The 13798-nt window shown below is 66.1% G+C and carries 12 protein-coding genes and 2 pseudogenes; 13 read left to right on the top strand and 1 reads right to left on the bottom strand.

Annotation, left to right across the window (positions count from 1 at the left end; genetic code table 11):
* Window positions 1-126: 126 nt before the first annotated feature.
* The 4 genes and pseudogenes from aspS to ACCQ13_RS14150 all read left to right on the top strand — a co-directional run.
* A complete protein-coding gene (gene aspS, locus ACCQ13_RS14165) occupies window positions 127-1926 on the top strand; it encodes an aspartate--tRNA ligase (protein ID WP_104603129.1) in 1800 nt (599 codons plus the stop codon).
* A gap of 183 nt (window positions 1927-2109) precedes the next feature.
* Complete coding sequence (locus ACCQ13_RS14160; protein WP_104603130.1) at window positions 2110-2637, top strand: GNAT family N-acetyltransferase; 528 nt, start codon at window positions 2110-2112, stop codon at window positions 2635-2637.
* Window positions 2638-2783: 146 nt separating this feature from the next.
* A pseudogene (locus ACCQ13_RS14155) lies at window positions 2784-3387 on the top strand (esterase/lipase family protein); the annotation flags it as partial.
* A 90-nt stretch (window positions 3388-3477) separates the two neighbouring features.
* Window positions 3478-3827: pseudogene (locus ACCQ13_RS14150) on the top strand (CobW C-terminal domain-containing protein); the annotation flags it as partial.
* Between the two features lie 41 nt (window positions 3828-3868).
* On the opposite strand, the gene xopR reads toward ACCQ13_RS14150, so the two are convergent.
* Window positions 3869-5095, bottom strand: coding sequence for a type III secretion system effector protein XopR (xopR, locus tag ACCQ13_RS14145; protein WP_167526926.1), 1227 nt, complete (start codon window positions 5093-5095; stop codon window positions 3869-3871).
* A 433-nt stretch (window positions 5096-5528) separates the two neighbouring features.
* Between xopR and ACCQ13_RS14140 the strand changes: the two genes are divergently transcribed.
* The 9 genes from ACCQ13_RS14140 to tolA all read left to right on the top strand — a co-directional run bounded on the left by ACCQ13_RS14140 (window position 5529) and on the right by tolA (window position 13710).
* Entirely contained in the window at window positions 5529-6257 is a 729-nt protein-coding gene (locus tag ACCQ13_RS14140) for a YebC/PmpR family DNA-binding transcriptional regulator (protein ID WP_104603132.1), read from the top strand.
* Window positions 6258-6369: 112 nt separating this feature from the next.
* Window positions 6370-6894, top strand: a complete 525-nt coding sequence (gene ruvC / locus ACCQ13_RS14135) for a crossover junction endodeoxyribonuclease RuvC (RefSeq protein WP_104603133.1) — start codon at window positions 6370-6372, stop codon at window positions 6892-6894.
* A 118-nt stretch (window positions 6895-7012) separates the two neighbouring features.
* Window positions 7013-7597 carry a Holliday junction branch migration protein RuvA gene (gene ruvA, locus ACCQ13_RS14130; RefSeq protein ID WP_104603134.1) on the top strand — a complete coding sequence of 195 codons (585 nt, stop codon included), beginning with the start codon at window positions 7013-7015 and terminating at the stop codon, window positions 7595-7597.
* A 53-nt stretch (window positions 7598-7650) separates the two neighbouring features.
* Window positions 7651-9558, top strand: a complete 1908-nt coding sequence (locus ACCQ13_RS14125) for a potassium transporter Kup (protein ID WP_104603135.1) — start codon at window positions 7651-7653, stop codon at window positions 9556-9558.
* A gap of 178 nt (window positions 9559-9736) precedes the next feature.
* The gene (gene ruvB / locus ACCQ13_RS14120; protein WP_104603136.1) at window positions 9737-10771 is read left to right on the top strand and encodes a Holliday junction branch migration DNA helicase RuvB; all 1035 of its coding nucleotides are present in this window, start codon (window positions 9737-9739) and stop codon (window positions 10769-10771) included.
* A 52-nt stretch (window positions 10772-10823) separates the two neighbouring features.
* Window positions 10824-11282 (top strand): tol-pal system-associated acyl-CoA thioesterase, encoded by a 459-nt coding sequence (gene ybgC / locus ACCQ13_RS14115; RefSeq protein WP_159407374.1) that lies wholly within the window; start codon window positions 10824-10826, stop codon window positions 11280-11282.
* Between the two features lie 11 nt (window positions 11283-11293).
* Entirely contained in the window at window positions 11294-12073 is a 780-nt protein-coding gene (gene tolQ, locus ACCQ13_RS14110; RefSeq protein ID WP_159407373.1) for a protein TolQ, read from the top strand.
* A 157-nt stretch (window positions 12074-12230) separates the two neighbouring features.
* Window positions 12231-12680 (top strand): protein TolR, encoded by a 450-nt coding sequence (tolR, locus tag ACCQ13_RS14105; protein ID WP_104603139.1) that lies wholly within the window; start codon window positions 12231-12233, stop codon window positions 12678-12680.
* Window positions 12670-13710: a cell envelope integrity protein TolA gene (gene tolA / locus ACCQ13_RS14100; protein ID WP_104603140.1), complete on the top strand. Its 1041-nt coding sequence runs from the start codon at window positions 12670-12672 to the stop codon at window positions 13708-13710. The genes tolR and tolA overlap by 11 nt, the downstream gene beginning before the upstream one ends.
* Window positions 13711-13798: the final 88 nt, after the last annotated feature.

Raw genomic sequence — 13798 nt, 5'->3', positions numbered from 1 at the left:
TGCCTATTCAGCCGGGCACCGACTTAAGCGCCGGTGACCGTCGCCGCATTTGCTCCTGCCGGCCGCCGGCCCCAGAATATCCGGCTTTCCGGCGCTGCCTGCGTCGGGTTTTCAGCGGAGCTTTCGATGCGTACCCACTTCTGCGGCCTGGTCGATGCGACCATGATCGGCCAAACCGTCACTCTCGCCGGCTGGACCGATGTGGCCCGCAATCTGGGCGGGGTGTGTTTCATCGACCTGCGCGACCACGAAGGCATCGTGCAGGTGACGGTGGAGCCGGAGAACGCCGAGGTGTTCCCGGTGGCCGCCAGCCTGGGCTATGAAGACGTGCTGCAGGTGGAAGGCGTGGTGCGTGCGCGGCATGCGGTCAACGACAAGCTGCGCTCTGGCAAGGTGGAAGTGATCGCCACGCGCATCACCATCCTCAACAAGGCTGCGCCGTTGCCGTTTCATGCGCACGAAAACCCGGGCGAAGAAACCCGCCTGAAATACCGCTACCTTGACCTGCGTCGCCCGGAAATGCAGCGCATGCAGCGCACCCGCATCAAGCTGGTGCAGGCGCTGCGCCGGCATCTGGATGCGCGCGACTTCCAGGACATCGAAACCCCGATCCTCACCAAGGCCACCCCGGAAGGCGCACGTGACTTCCTGGTGCCGGCACGCATGCATCCGGGAGAATTCTACGCACTGCCGCAGAGCCCGCAGCTGTTCAAGCAGATCCTGATGGTGGCCGGCTTCGATCGCTACTACCAGATCGCGCGCTGTTTCCGCGACGAAGCGCTGCGCGCCGATCGCCAGCTGGAATTCACCCAGCTGGACATGGAATTTGCCTTCGTGCGCGAGCGCGACGTGCAGGATTTCGTCGAAGACATGATCCGCGCCATCTTCAAGGAAGTGGTGGACGTCGAGCTGGCCGCGCAGTTCCCGCGCATGACCTGGGCCGAGGCGATGCGTCGCTATGGCTCGGACAAGCCGGACCTGCGTATCGCGCTGGAATTGGTCGATGTGGCCGAGCTGGTGAAAGACAGCGAGTTCGCCTTCTTTGCCACCGCTGCCAACGATGCCGACGGACGTGTCGCTGCCCTGCTTATTCCGGGCGGTGCAAGCTTGTCGCGCAAGCAGATCGACGACTACGCCACGCATGCCGCCAAGTACGGCGCCAAGGGTTTGGCTTGGCTCAAGTATGGGCAGACACCGGATGGTGCGCAGGGTGGTGGGTCTATCGAAAGTGGCTTTGATATCAGCCAGGTCTCGGGATCTGTCGTCAAGGTACTGGGGCCTGAAAAGACGGTTGCTCTTCTCCATGCGGTTAAAGCATCTCCTGGCGACATCGTATTTTTTGGTGCTGGCACCTACAACAAAGTTTCAGACTTCATGGGCGCGCTGCGCCTGAAGGCCGGAAAGGACTTCAACCTAGTCGCCGATGGCTGGGCGCCGCTGTGGGTCACCGATTTCCCGATGTTCGAATGGGACGACGAAGCGCAGCGCTACGTCGCTCTGCATCACCCCTTCACCGCACCAGCGGTGGACGATATCGCCGACCTGCGCGCCAATGCCCGCACCGCGGTGTCGCGTGGCTACGACATGGTGCTCAACGGCAATGAAATCGGTGGCGGCTCGATTCGTATCCATCGCCCGGACATGCAGAGCGCGGTGTTTGAACTGCTCGGTATCGGCGCCGACGAAGCGCGTGCCAAGTTCGGCTTCCTGCTGGACGCGTTGAACTACGGCGCCCCGCCGCACGGCGGCATCGCCTTCGGCATCGACCGGATTGCCGCGCTGATGGCCGGCACCGAGTCCATCCGCGACGTGATCCCGTTCCCCAAGACCACCGGCGCGCAGGACCTGATGACCGACGCCCCGTCGCCAATCGCCGCCGAGCAACTGGCCGAGGTGCACGTACAGGTGCGCCCCAAGCAGGCCTGACCTGTACCACCCCTGGTCACGCCGAATGCGTGGCCAGGCAGTGCCACCCGGCCGCACGCCGCGAACACAGCGCTCCGGCTTGTCGCTCTTGCGATTCCCGATTCCCGATTCCCGATTCCCCCGCTTGCACCACCAACGCTGCATGCGACAAGCTGCCACGTCCACCCGGCACGAGAGGCCCGCATGACCCGCATCCGCCGCGCCACGCCGGACGATGCCGAAGCGTTGTCGCTTCTGGCTGCGCAGACCTTTACCGAAACCTTCGGCCATCTCTATCCGCAGGAAGACCTGCGCGGCTTTCTTGAAGAGACCTACGCGGTCGAGCGCGCGCGCATCGTGCTGGCGCATCCGGACTATGCGATCTGGCTGCTGGAGCTAGATAACCTGCTGGTCGGCCACGCCGCCGCCGGCCCATGCGGGTTGCCGCATGACGACGTGCGCCCCGGCGACGGTGAGCTCAAGCGCCTGTATCTGCTCCAGGACTATCAAAGCAGCGGCTGGGGCAGCCGATTGTTCGAAACCGCACTGGAGTGGCTGGAGCGCGACGGCCCGCGCACGCTGTGGATCGGCGTGTGGTCGGAAAACTTCGGCGCCCAGCGCTTCTATGCCCGCTATGGTTTCGAGAAGGTGGGCGAGTACGACTTTCCGGTCGGCAAGATCGTCGACCGCGAGTTCATCCTGCGGCGTGGCCCCCTGGTCGCCGCGCGCTGAGAGCCGGGATTGGCGGATTGGGGATTGGCGTGTCGCGCCGCGCCTTCTTCCGTTCACGCGCTAGCGTCGGGCGCTCGTACACTGCAGATCCTGCACCGCGTCTGCATTGCTCGACGCTTGCGCGCCACGTTCCGGTCCTCCTGCCTTTGTCCAGCGCATCTTCGGCCCTTGCGGTCACCCCGCGACGCAGCTCGCGCAAGCAATCGACCACCACCACCGCCGATGTGCTGCTGGTGCATGGCATCTGGAATAGCGTGCACTGGCTGCTGCCATTGGCCCACCGGCTGCGCGGCGACGGGCTGGCGCCAGCGTTGTTCGGCTACGCCAGCGTGCTGGGTGGCCCGGCGCAGGCGGTGCCGCAGCTGATCGCGCGCGTACGCAGTAGCGGCGCGCAGCTGCTGGTCTGCCATAGCCTGGGCGGGCTGATGGCCTTGCAGGCCTTGTGCGATGCGCCCGACCTGCCGGTACGCCGTGTGGTGTGCCTGGGCTCGCCGCTGCGCGGAAGCGCTGCCGCGCGCGGGTTGGCCCGGCGCGGTGGCGTCTGGGCCATGGGTCGCAGTGCCGCGTTGCTGCAGCAGGGCTTTGCGCAGTGGGACGGTGCGGCCGAGACCGGTCAGGTGGCCGGCTGCATCCCGCGCGGCGTCGGCCGCTGGCTGGCGGCGCTGGACGGCGACTCCGACGGCACCGTGGCGGTGGGAAACCCGCCTGCCGGGGCTGCGCGGCCACTGCGTGGTGCAGGCCAGCCATAGCGAGGGTCGGCAGGGAGTCGTATAAAAAGCAGTCAAAAATTAGCTAATTCGCTGCCATAAACGAATTTTTCATGATCTTCTGAAGGCCTTCGAATGCGGCATTAGCGGCGTCGTGTCTCTCGCAAGTCGGCCGTTTCACCCGCAGCGGTTTGCGCACATGGTGCACAGCGGGTTGCCGCAGGTGATTCGCCGCAAAGGCTTTTTCTGGCTGTCCAGCCGCATGGACCGGGTGGGCGAACTATCCGGCGTCGGCGGCGCTACCAGGACCAGTGCCGCCGGTTTCTGGCGCGCCGCGCGCCACCGCGTGGATGCGAAGGAATCGGTCATCCGGCACACACCGGCATGACGCCGCTGCCGTACACCGACATCGGTTGGCAGCGCCAGCAGATTCAGTGCTGGGCCGCACCGATGCCGGAGCTGCATGAAGTAGGCGATGCGGCCCGCACACGGTCTACGCGCACCGGCCACTACGTGATCGATCCTCAGTAATAGCCGTTGTCGATTGCCTCTTGGTGGGCATCACGTTCGCTCTGCTCGTACTGTGCGCGCTCTTGCCGTGTGGTAGGTATGCTATCCATCAAGCGTGGCGCGCCCATCCGCTGCAGTTGGTCATCGGTGCGTTTGACGATCTCGTTCAATGCCAGCAGATTGGTGTAGCCCTGCATCATGCGCTGCAGGCGCCGGATCTTGTCATGGGGCGCGTCGCTCTCCTTCAAGGACTCCAGGCGCCGCTGCGCGCGCGCGTAATGCACCGCCATCTTGGTCATGTTGATATTGTCGCGGCCTACCGCAAGCAACGCATGTCGATTGGACTGCATCACATCTGTTTGGACCATGAGCAAACCGCTGCTGGTGGTTTTCGGCGCAGCGATCTTTTCCAATGGCGCCAGCGCCGCCAGCATATCATCGAGCTGCTGATCGCGCACGGCGTTGCGCTCGGCGATCAGTGCGGCACGCGTCTCGAACATCGCCTGCTCTTCGGGACGAGGGGGGCGGTCCTCGTCGTAGAGCCGCTGGCTGATGTCGTAGCACTGCTTGCTCAGCGCCGCCAATCGTAGATTCATGTTGCGCACCGCAGGGAGCCGCCTGGACTGCGTGGGCGGTGCCTGTGGCGGCGATACCCGACTCGCAGACGGTGCTGGCCGCACTGGCGATGTAGGCTGCTGCGGCTGGCCGATCTGGTCGCGCCTGGCCGGGCCTGGAGCCTGCCGTTGCCACCGTTCCGCGGTGCCGCCCTGACGTGGCTGCGGGCGCGCTGCATTAAGCGCGGTCGGCAGCGGTTGCCGTTGCGGCGTTGCTGTCTGCGTTGGGACACGATTGCGTGGCTTGGGCATTGCACTGGGCGCCTCCCATCGCGCATCAACAGCGGCGTGGTTGAGCGGTGGGCGCTGTGTGGGAACGCGCAGTGCAATGTCATGCGGTGCGGGTGCGGGTGCGGTCGGAGGCTGGCTCGACGTTGTTTTGGTGACCGACGATCCCACGCACATGGAGGGCAACTGCTTGCGCAGCGTCGCCAGCGATTGACGCGCCAACGTAAGCATGCCCTGCCGCGACTTGGACGCACGCTTCGTGGTGCCGGTCTTGGGCGCGTGTGACAGCGGGTGCGGCGACGCCGTACCTGGAGCGGTTGGCGTCCCAGCTGGAGCTGTGGGGCTGAGCGGCTCCGTTGCGACCCGATGAGCAGTGCGCGAAAACGGATTCAGGCGCATCACAAACTCCGGTAGGTATGCACGCTTATCGTAGCGACCGCCACCCGGTGCGGAAGGCCGGTGGCGAACTGGCGTCGCGCAGGCCGAAAGCGCGAGCGTCAGTCCAGACGCATCCCTGCGGCGATCGCCAGCGCCGCAAGTGCCAGCCCCAACCAGCTGCGCAGACCGAGACGTTGAGGGTTGGCAGGGATTCGTGAAAAAGTTCTGTACTGACAGCGAGTTGGCTCACTTTTGGCGCTTCTTTATACGGATCCCTGCCGACCCTCATGGCGGCCCGCTGCGCTCGTCGGCCACCGCCTCGCAGGCGATGACCTTTCCTGCGCCAGGGCCGTTTTGGGGATTGCGCGTCCGCTGGCGCACGTTGCTGCCCCGGTGAGGGCAGGCAATCGGGTAAAATCCGCGCCCTGTCATCCAAGCCAGTCTGGAACCACCCATGGGTAGAGGCCCCTCCATCGAAGGCCGCAAGAACGCCTCCGACGCCAAACGCGGCAAGATGTTCACCAAGATCATCCGCGAGATCAGCGTGGCCGCCCGCGCTGGCGGCGGCGATCCGTCCAACAACCCGCGCCTGCGCACCGCCATGGACAAGGGCCTGTCGTCCAACATGTCCAAGGACGTGATGGAGCGCGCCATCAAGAAGTCCACCGGCGAGCTGGAAGGGGTGGAATACGAAGAAATCCGCTACGAGGGCTACGCGCCCGGCGGCGTGGCGGTGATCGTGGATTGCCTCACCGACAACCGCGTGCGCACCGTGGCCGACGTACGCCACGCTTTCAGCAAGTGCGGCGGCAACATGGGCACCGAGGGCTCGGTGGCCTTCATGTTCAAGCGCCTGGGTGTGCTCAGCTTCGCCGCCGGTGCCAATGAAGACGCGCTCACCGACGCCGCCATTGAAGCCGGCGCCGACGACGTGGTGGTGTACCCGGAAGACGGCGCCATCGACGTGCTGACCGCCCCGGATGCCTTTATCCAGGTCAGGAACGCCCTGGCCGCCGCCGGCCTGGAACCGGCGCATGCCGACATCACCTTCCGCGCCGAGAACGACATTGCCGTGGACGGCGACACCGCCGTGCAGGTGCGCAAGCTGCTGGACATGCTCGAAGACCTGGACGACGTGCAGGACGTGTATTCGAACGTCGATCAAGCGGCGCTTGGCGCCTGATGCAGGTGGGGATGGCGGGATTGGGCATTCGGGATTCGCAACAGCGATGTGCGCGCTGCGCTGCACGCAGGTTACCAATCCCCAATCTCCAATCCCCACTCCCGGCCCGCCAATGACCCGCATCCTGGGCATCGATCCCGGCTCGCAGCGCACCGGGATCGGCATCATCGACATCGACGAGGGCGGTCGCAGCCGGCATGTGCACCACGCACCGTTGCTGTTGCTAGGCGAGGGCGACTTCTCCCAGCGGCTCAAGCGCTTGCTGCACGGGTTGGGCGAGCTGATCGAGACCTACCGGCCGCATGAGGTGGCGATCGAAAAGGTGTTCATGGGCAAGAGCGCCGCCTCGGCGCTCAAGCTCGGCCATGCGCGCGGCGCGGCGATCTGCGCGGTGGTCATGCGCGACCTGCCGGTGCACGAGTACGCTGCCACCGAGGTCAAGCTGGCCCTGGTCGGCAAGGGTGGCGCGGACAAGATGCAGGTCCAGCACATGGTGGGCATCATGCTCAACCTGAAAGGCAAGCTGCAGCCCGACGCCGCCGACGCACTGGCGGTCGCCATCACCCACGCCCACGTGCGCGCCACCGCGCAGCGCCTGGGCGTCAACACCCAACAGGCCTGGAGCCGCAAGAAATGAGAATCGGGAATCGGGAATCGGGAATCGGTAACGCCAACAGCGGAGTCCACAACGGCGCGTGCTGTGTCGATTCCCCATTCCCGATTCCCCATTCCCGGCACCGCACAGGCGGTGCCCAATGATCGGCCGTCTACGCGGAATCCTGGCCTACAAGCAGCCGCCGTGGCTGGTGATCGACGTGGGCGGGGTGGGCTATGAGCTGGAGGCGCCGATGAGCACTTTCTACGACCTGCCCGATGTCGGTCGCGACGTCATCCTGTTCACCCACTACGCGCAGAAGGAAGACAGCGTCGCGCTATACGGTTTCCTGCGCGAGGGCGAGCGGCGCTTGTTCCGCGACGTGCAGAAGGTCACCGGCATCGGCGCCAAGATCGCGCTGGCGGTGTTGTCCGGGGTCAGCGTGGACGAGTTCGCTCGCCTCATCACCAGCGGTGACATCACCGCGTTGACGCGCATCCCCGGCATCGGCAAGAAGACTGCCGAGCGCATGGTGGTGGAACTGCGCGACCGCGCGGCCGACTTCAGCAGCGGCGCGCCGATCACCGGCCAGCTCGGTCCCGATGCAGTGTCCGAAGCCACCGTCGCGCTGCAGCAACTGGGCTACAAGCCGGCCGAGGCCGCACGCATGGCACGCGAGGCCGGGGCAGACGGCGACGACGTCGCCACGGTCATCCGCAAGGCCCTGCAGGCCGCGCTGCGTTAAGCAGCCTCGGCCTTTCCCACTCTTCACGCCCTTCGGCGATACCCTGCCCACTCATGTCACAGACCTCCACTCCTGCAGCGGGCCACGGCCACGCGCCCGCCAACGGCCACATGGCCCTGGTCATCGGTGCCATCGGTGTCGTCTTCGGCGATATCGGCACCAGCCCGCTATACACCCTGAAGGAGGCGTTTTCGCCGCACTATGGGCTGACCAGCGACCACGACACCGTGCTGGGCGTGCTGTCGCTGGCGTTCTGGGCGCTGATGATTACGGTGACGCTCAAGTACGTCACCATCATCATGCGCGCCGACAACGATGGCGAAGGCGGCATCATGGCGCTGATGGCGCTGGCCCAGCGCACCCTCAGGCAGGGCTCGCGCTCGGCCTACGTGGTGGGCATCCTCGGCATCTTCGGCGCCTCGCTGTTCTTCGGCGACGGCGTCATCACCCCGGCCATCTCTGTGATGGGCGCGGTGGAGGGCCTGGAGGTCGCCGCCCCCAGCCTGCACCCGTTCATCGTGCCGATCACCGTCGTGGTGCTGCTGCTGGTGTTCATGGCCCAGCGCTTCGGTACCGAAAAGGTCGGCAAGGTGTTCGGTCCGATCACCTGCCTGTGGTTCCTGTCGCTGGGGGCGATCGGGATCTGGAACATCGTGGATGCGCCGGAGGTGCTCAAGGCCTTCAACCCGTGGTGGGGGATCCGCTTCTTCCTGCAGCACGGCTGGCACGGGGTGTTCATCCTCGGCGCGGTGGTACTGGCGGTGACCGGCGGCGAGGCGCTGTATGCGGACATGGGCCATTTCGGTGCGCGCCCGATCCGCCATGGCTGGTATTTCTTCGTGCTGCCGATGCTGCTGCTCAATTACCTGGGGCAGGGCGCACTGGTGCTCAACCACCCCTCCGCGTTGAAGAACCCCTTCTTCGAGGCGGTGCCGGGCTGGGCGTTGTATCCGATGATCGTCCTGGCCACGCTGGCGGCAGTGATCGCCTCGCAGGCGGTGATTACCGGCGCCTATTCGGTGGCGCGCCAGGCCATGCAGCTGGGCTACATCCCGCGCATGCTGGTCAAGCACACCTCGCGCGACACCATTGGCCAGATCTACGTGCCCGGCATCAACTGGTTGCTGATGGTGATGGTGATCGCGCTGGTGCTGATCTTCCGCAGCTCCACCAATCTGGCGGTGGCCTACGGCATCTCGGTGTCGATGACCATGCTGATCGACACCTTGCTGCTGGCGCTGGTGGCGCGCGCGCTGTGGCCGCGCTGGCGCAGCTGGGTGCTGCCGCTGTGTGTGGTGTTCTTCATCATCGAACTGGCCTTCGTGATCGCCAATGGCGCCAAGCTGCTGCAGGGCGCCTGGTTCCCGCTGGCGCTGGGTATCGTGGTGTTCACCCTGATGCGCACCTGGCGCCGCGGCCGTGCGCTGCTGCGCGAAGAAATTCGCAAGGACGGTATCCGCATCGACAGCTTCCTGCCCGGGCTGATGCTGGCACCGCCGGTGCGCGTGCCCGGCATGGCGGTGTTCCTGACCGCCGACCCGATGGTGGTGCCGCATGCGTTGATGCACAACCTCAAGCACAACAAGGTGCTGCACGAACGCAACATCTTCCTCAACGTGGACACGCTGCCGATCCCGTATGCGCCGGTGGACAAGCGTCTGCAGATCGAATCGATCGGCGATGAGTTCTACCGCGTCTATGTGCGCTTCGGCTTCATGGAAACGCCCGACGTGCCGTTGGCATTGATGCGTTCCTGCGACCAGGGCGGCATCCACTTCGACCCGATGGACACCACCTTCTTCGCCAGCCGCGAAACCATCGTGGCCAGCGCCAACCGCGGCATGCCGATCTGGCGCGACAAGCTGTTCGCGCTGATGCACCGCAATGCCGCCCCGGCCACCGGCTTCTTCCGCATCCCCGGCAACCGCCTGGTGGAGCTCGGCGCGCAGGTGGAGATCTGAGGCCGCGACAGTGTCGCGGCCTTGGGAATCGGGAGACGGGAATGGGGAATAGGAAAAGCAACGGCCTGCGCCGGCCCGAGACACTCGGCGACGGCTGAAAAGGGCACCAGCGTTGCCGGTAACCGCTACTATTGTCCGCTCGATTCCCCATTCTCGATTCCCCATTCCCGGCTTTTCAATGGACCGCATCATCGCCAGCAGCTCCACCCGCGAAGACGATGCCGCCGATGCGAGCATCCGGCCCAAGCGCCTGGCCGATTATCTTGGCCAGCAGCCGGTGCGCGAGCAGATGGACATCTACATCCAGGCCGCCAAGGCGCGCGGCGAGGCGATGGACCATGTGCTGATCTTCGGCCCGCCGGGCCTGGGCAAGACCACGCTCAGCCATGTCATCGCCAACGAGCTGGGCGTCAGCCTGCGGGTGACGTCCGGCCCGGTGATCGAAAAGGCCGGCGACCTGGCCGCGCTGCTGACCAACCTGCAGCCGCACGATGTGTTGTTCATCGACGAGATCCACCGCCTGTCGCCGGTGGTGGAAGAAGTGCTGTATCCGGCGATGGAAGATTTCCAGATCGACATCATGATCGGCGACGGCCCGGCCGCGCGCTCGATCAAGATCGACCTGCCGCCGTTCACCCTGATCGGCGCCACCACCCGTGCCGGCCTGCTGACCGCGCCCTTGCGCGACCGCTTCGGCATCGTGCAGCGGCTGGAGTTCTATTCGCCGGCCGAGCTGACCCGCATCGTGATCCGCTCGGCGGCCATCCTGGGCATCGATTGCACGCCGGAAGGCGCGGCCGAGATCGCGCGTCGCGCCCGTGGCACGCCGCGCATCGCCAACCGGCTGCTGCGCCGCGTGCGCGACTACGCGCAGGTCAAGGCCGCCGGCCATATCGACCTGCCCGTGGCGCAGGCGGCCATGCAGATGCTCAAAGTGGATCCGGAAGGCTTCGACGAACTCGACCGCCGCATGCTGCGCATCATCATCGACCACTTCGATGGCGGCCCGGTGGGCGTGGAATCGCTGGCGGCCTCACTGTCGGAAGAACGCGGCACGCTGGAAGACGTGGTCGAGCCCTATCTGATCCAGCAGGGCTTTCTGATCCGCACCGCGCGCGGGCGCATGGTCACGCCCAAGGCCTATCTGCACCTGGGCCTGAAGCCCCCGCGCGACCGCGCCCCGGCCATCGGCGAACCGGGAGACCTGTTCTGATGGCGCTCCGTTCGTCGTTCACCGGGGCCGTCTCGACTGAAAATCCGTCCCCATGACCGCCGATTCCCGACTCCCGATTCCCGATTCCCCGCCTGTATTCAGTTGGCCGACACGCGTCTACTGGGAAGATACCGACGTCGGCGGGGTGGTCTACCACGCGCGCTACGTCGCCTTCATGGAACGCGCGCGCACCGAATGGATGCGCGCGGCCGGCTACGGGCAGGATCTGATGCGCCAGCAGCATGGTCTGGTGTTTGCGGTCCGCTCGATGCAACTGGATTTCCTCAAGCCGGCCCGGCTTGACGACGCGCTGTCGGTGTCGGCGGTAGTGTTGAAATGCAGACGGGCCAGCCTGCTGTTCGCGCAGTCGGTGCGCCGCGAGGGCGAAGTGTTGTTGACCGCGCAGGTGCGCATTGCCGCCCTGGGTGCCAGCGACTTCCGCCCGCGCGGCATGGACGATGCGCTGTATGACGTTTTGAAAGCTCTAGAAACCCCAGAATCCGATTACTGAGGAACGAACGGATGTCGATTGCATTGCTCCTGGCCCTGCAGGACACGGTAGTGGAAGCACTACCCCAGGACGTCACCGCCGCAGCGGCGCAAACCGCCGTGGCGGCGCACAACAGCAGCATCAACTACGTGGACCTGATCCTGCGGGCCAGTATCCCGGTCAAGATCATCGTGCTGCTGCTGCTGATCGGCTCGTTCATCAGCTGGGTCATCATTTTCCGCAAGGCACGCGCCTTCAAGCTGGCCAACCGCGAGGCCGACGAGTTCGAGAACCGCTTCTGGTCCGGCGCGGATCTGGCCAAGCTGTACGCCTCGGCCACCGACCGCAACCGCACTGTGGGCGGGCTGGAATCGATGTTCGAAAGCGGCTTCCGCGAGTTCTCGCGCCTGCGCGATCGCCGCCGCCTGGACGCGCGCGTCCAGCTGGAAGGCGCGCAGCGCGCCATGCGCACCGCCTTCACCCGCGAGGTCGACCAGCTCGAGCGCAATTTGGAGTTGCTGGCCAACATCGGCTCCACCGCGCCGTACGTTGGCCTGGTCGGTACCGTGTTCGGCATCATGGTGACCATGCACGACATGGTCAGCAGCGGCGAGCAGGCCGGTATCGCGGCCGTGGCGCCGGGTATCTCCGAAGCACTGTTCGCCACCGCCATCGGCCTGTTCGTGGCGATTCCGGCGGTGTGGGCCTACAACCGCTTCACCACCCGCGTGGAACGGCTGTCGGTGCGCTACGAAACCTTCGCCGACGAGTTCAGCTCCATCCTGCAGCGCCAGGCTGGCGCGGACGAGTGATGCGCGCTCCCGGCATGCACCCGCACGGTTTGATGCGGGACGTGGCCGGGCGAGCCAGTCGCGTCGATGCACAGCGTCATGCGCGGCTGTCCCTCACCCGGGCGCCGCGCGACCACGCTGGCGCCCGGCGCCGAGGATTAATTAGGAACGTTTCGCGATGATCTCCGGTATTTCCCGCCGCAAGAAGCGCAAGCTCAAATCCGACATCAACGTCGTGCCGTACATCGACGTGATGCTGGTGCTGCTGATCATCTTCATGGTGACCGCACCGTTGCTGACCCTGAGCACCGACGTCAGCCTGCCCAGCTCGCGCGCCAAGGCGCTGGAGAGCAAGCAGGACCCGGTGGTGGTGGTGGTCGCCGCCGATGGCCAACTGGCCCTGCAACTGCCCAAGGGCAAGCCGCAGGCAATGGACGTGGCGGCGCTGCAGGCGCAACTGGCCGCCATCGTGGCGCAGGACAAGGACGCCCGCGTGGTGGTGGCCGGCGATCGTGCCGCCCCGTACCAGAAAATCATGGACGCCATCGATGTGCTCAAGCAGGCCAAGGTCGAGAAGGTGGGCCTGATTTCCGACTCCGGCGGCACTGCAGGCAGCGATGCACGCTGACGCATTCCCCACGCAAGGTTCGCGCGAGGACGGCTGGCTGCGGCCGGTGGTCCTGGCCCTGGTCGTGCACGTATTGGTCGCGCTGGTGTTCATCGCCGGCTGGCTGTGGTCGCCGGAACGCTCGGTGGAACCGGCCGCAGGTGATTCCAGCATGGAGGCCTCGCTGGACGTGTCCGCCGCCGACGCGCGCGTGGCCCGCCAGGCGCTGAAGGCCACCCCGGTGGAGGCGCCGCCGCCACCGGCCCCGCTGCCCGAACCCGCCCCCGAAGACAGCGTGCCGCCGCCGCAGCCGATTCCCGAGCCGCGCCCGCAGGACGCGCCCACCCCGCAGCAGGCGCAGGCGCAGGAGCGCGTGGCCCAGCCGGACAAGGTCGATCAGGAGAAGGTCGATGCATTGGCCATTTCTGCCGAAAAGGCCAAGCAGGAGCAGGAAGCCAAGCGCCGCCAGGAGCAGATCGACCTGACCGAGCGCAAGCGCCAGGAAGAGGCCGAGCAGAAACTGCGCCTGGCCAAGCAGCAGGAAGAAGACGACGCCAAGAAGAAACAGGCCGCGGCGCAGCAGGCGGCAGCGGACGCCGAGCGTGAGAAGAAGATCGCCGATATCCGCCGCCAGCGCGCGCAGGCCGACAAGGAAGCGGCGCTGGCCGAGCAGAAGCTGCGCCAGGTGGCCGCCGCGCGCGCGCAGCAGGCCTCGGCCGCCGCAGCGACCAGCGCGCAGCCGACCGCAGGGCAGGGCGGTACCAGCACTGACCTGTCGGCCAAGTACGCTGCTGCGATCCAGCAGAAGGTGCTGGCGCAGTGGGTGCGTCCGCCCTCCGTGCCGCCCGGCCAGAAGTGCACCATCAACATCCGTCAGCTGCCCGGTGGCAGCGTCATGGAGGCCAAGGTCGCGCCGGGTTGCCCGTACGACGAGGCCGGCCAGCGCTCCATCGAAGCGGCGGTATTGAGCGCGCAGCCGCTGCCGTATCGCGGCTTCGAATCGGTGTTCCAGCGCAACCTGACCTTCGTGTTCACCGCGCAGGATCAATGATGCCCGTACCCGGCGTCTGCTGGCCGGCAGATGCCGCATGGGCGCCTGGTGTCGGCGGCTGCGGGGTGTATCCGAGCTTGGCACGCAA

Source organism: Xanthomonas sp. NCPPB 1638, from assembly GCF_041475635.2.
Taxonomy (GTDB): Bacteria; Pseudomonadota; Gammaproteobacteria; order Xanthomonadales; family Xanthomonadaceae; genus Xanthomonas; species Xanthomonas cucurbitae.
This window is presented reverse-complemented; position numbering and strand designations above follow the sequence as displayed.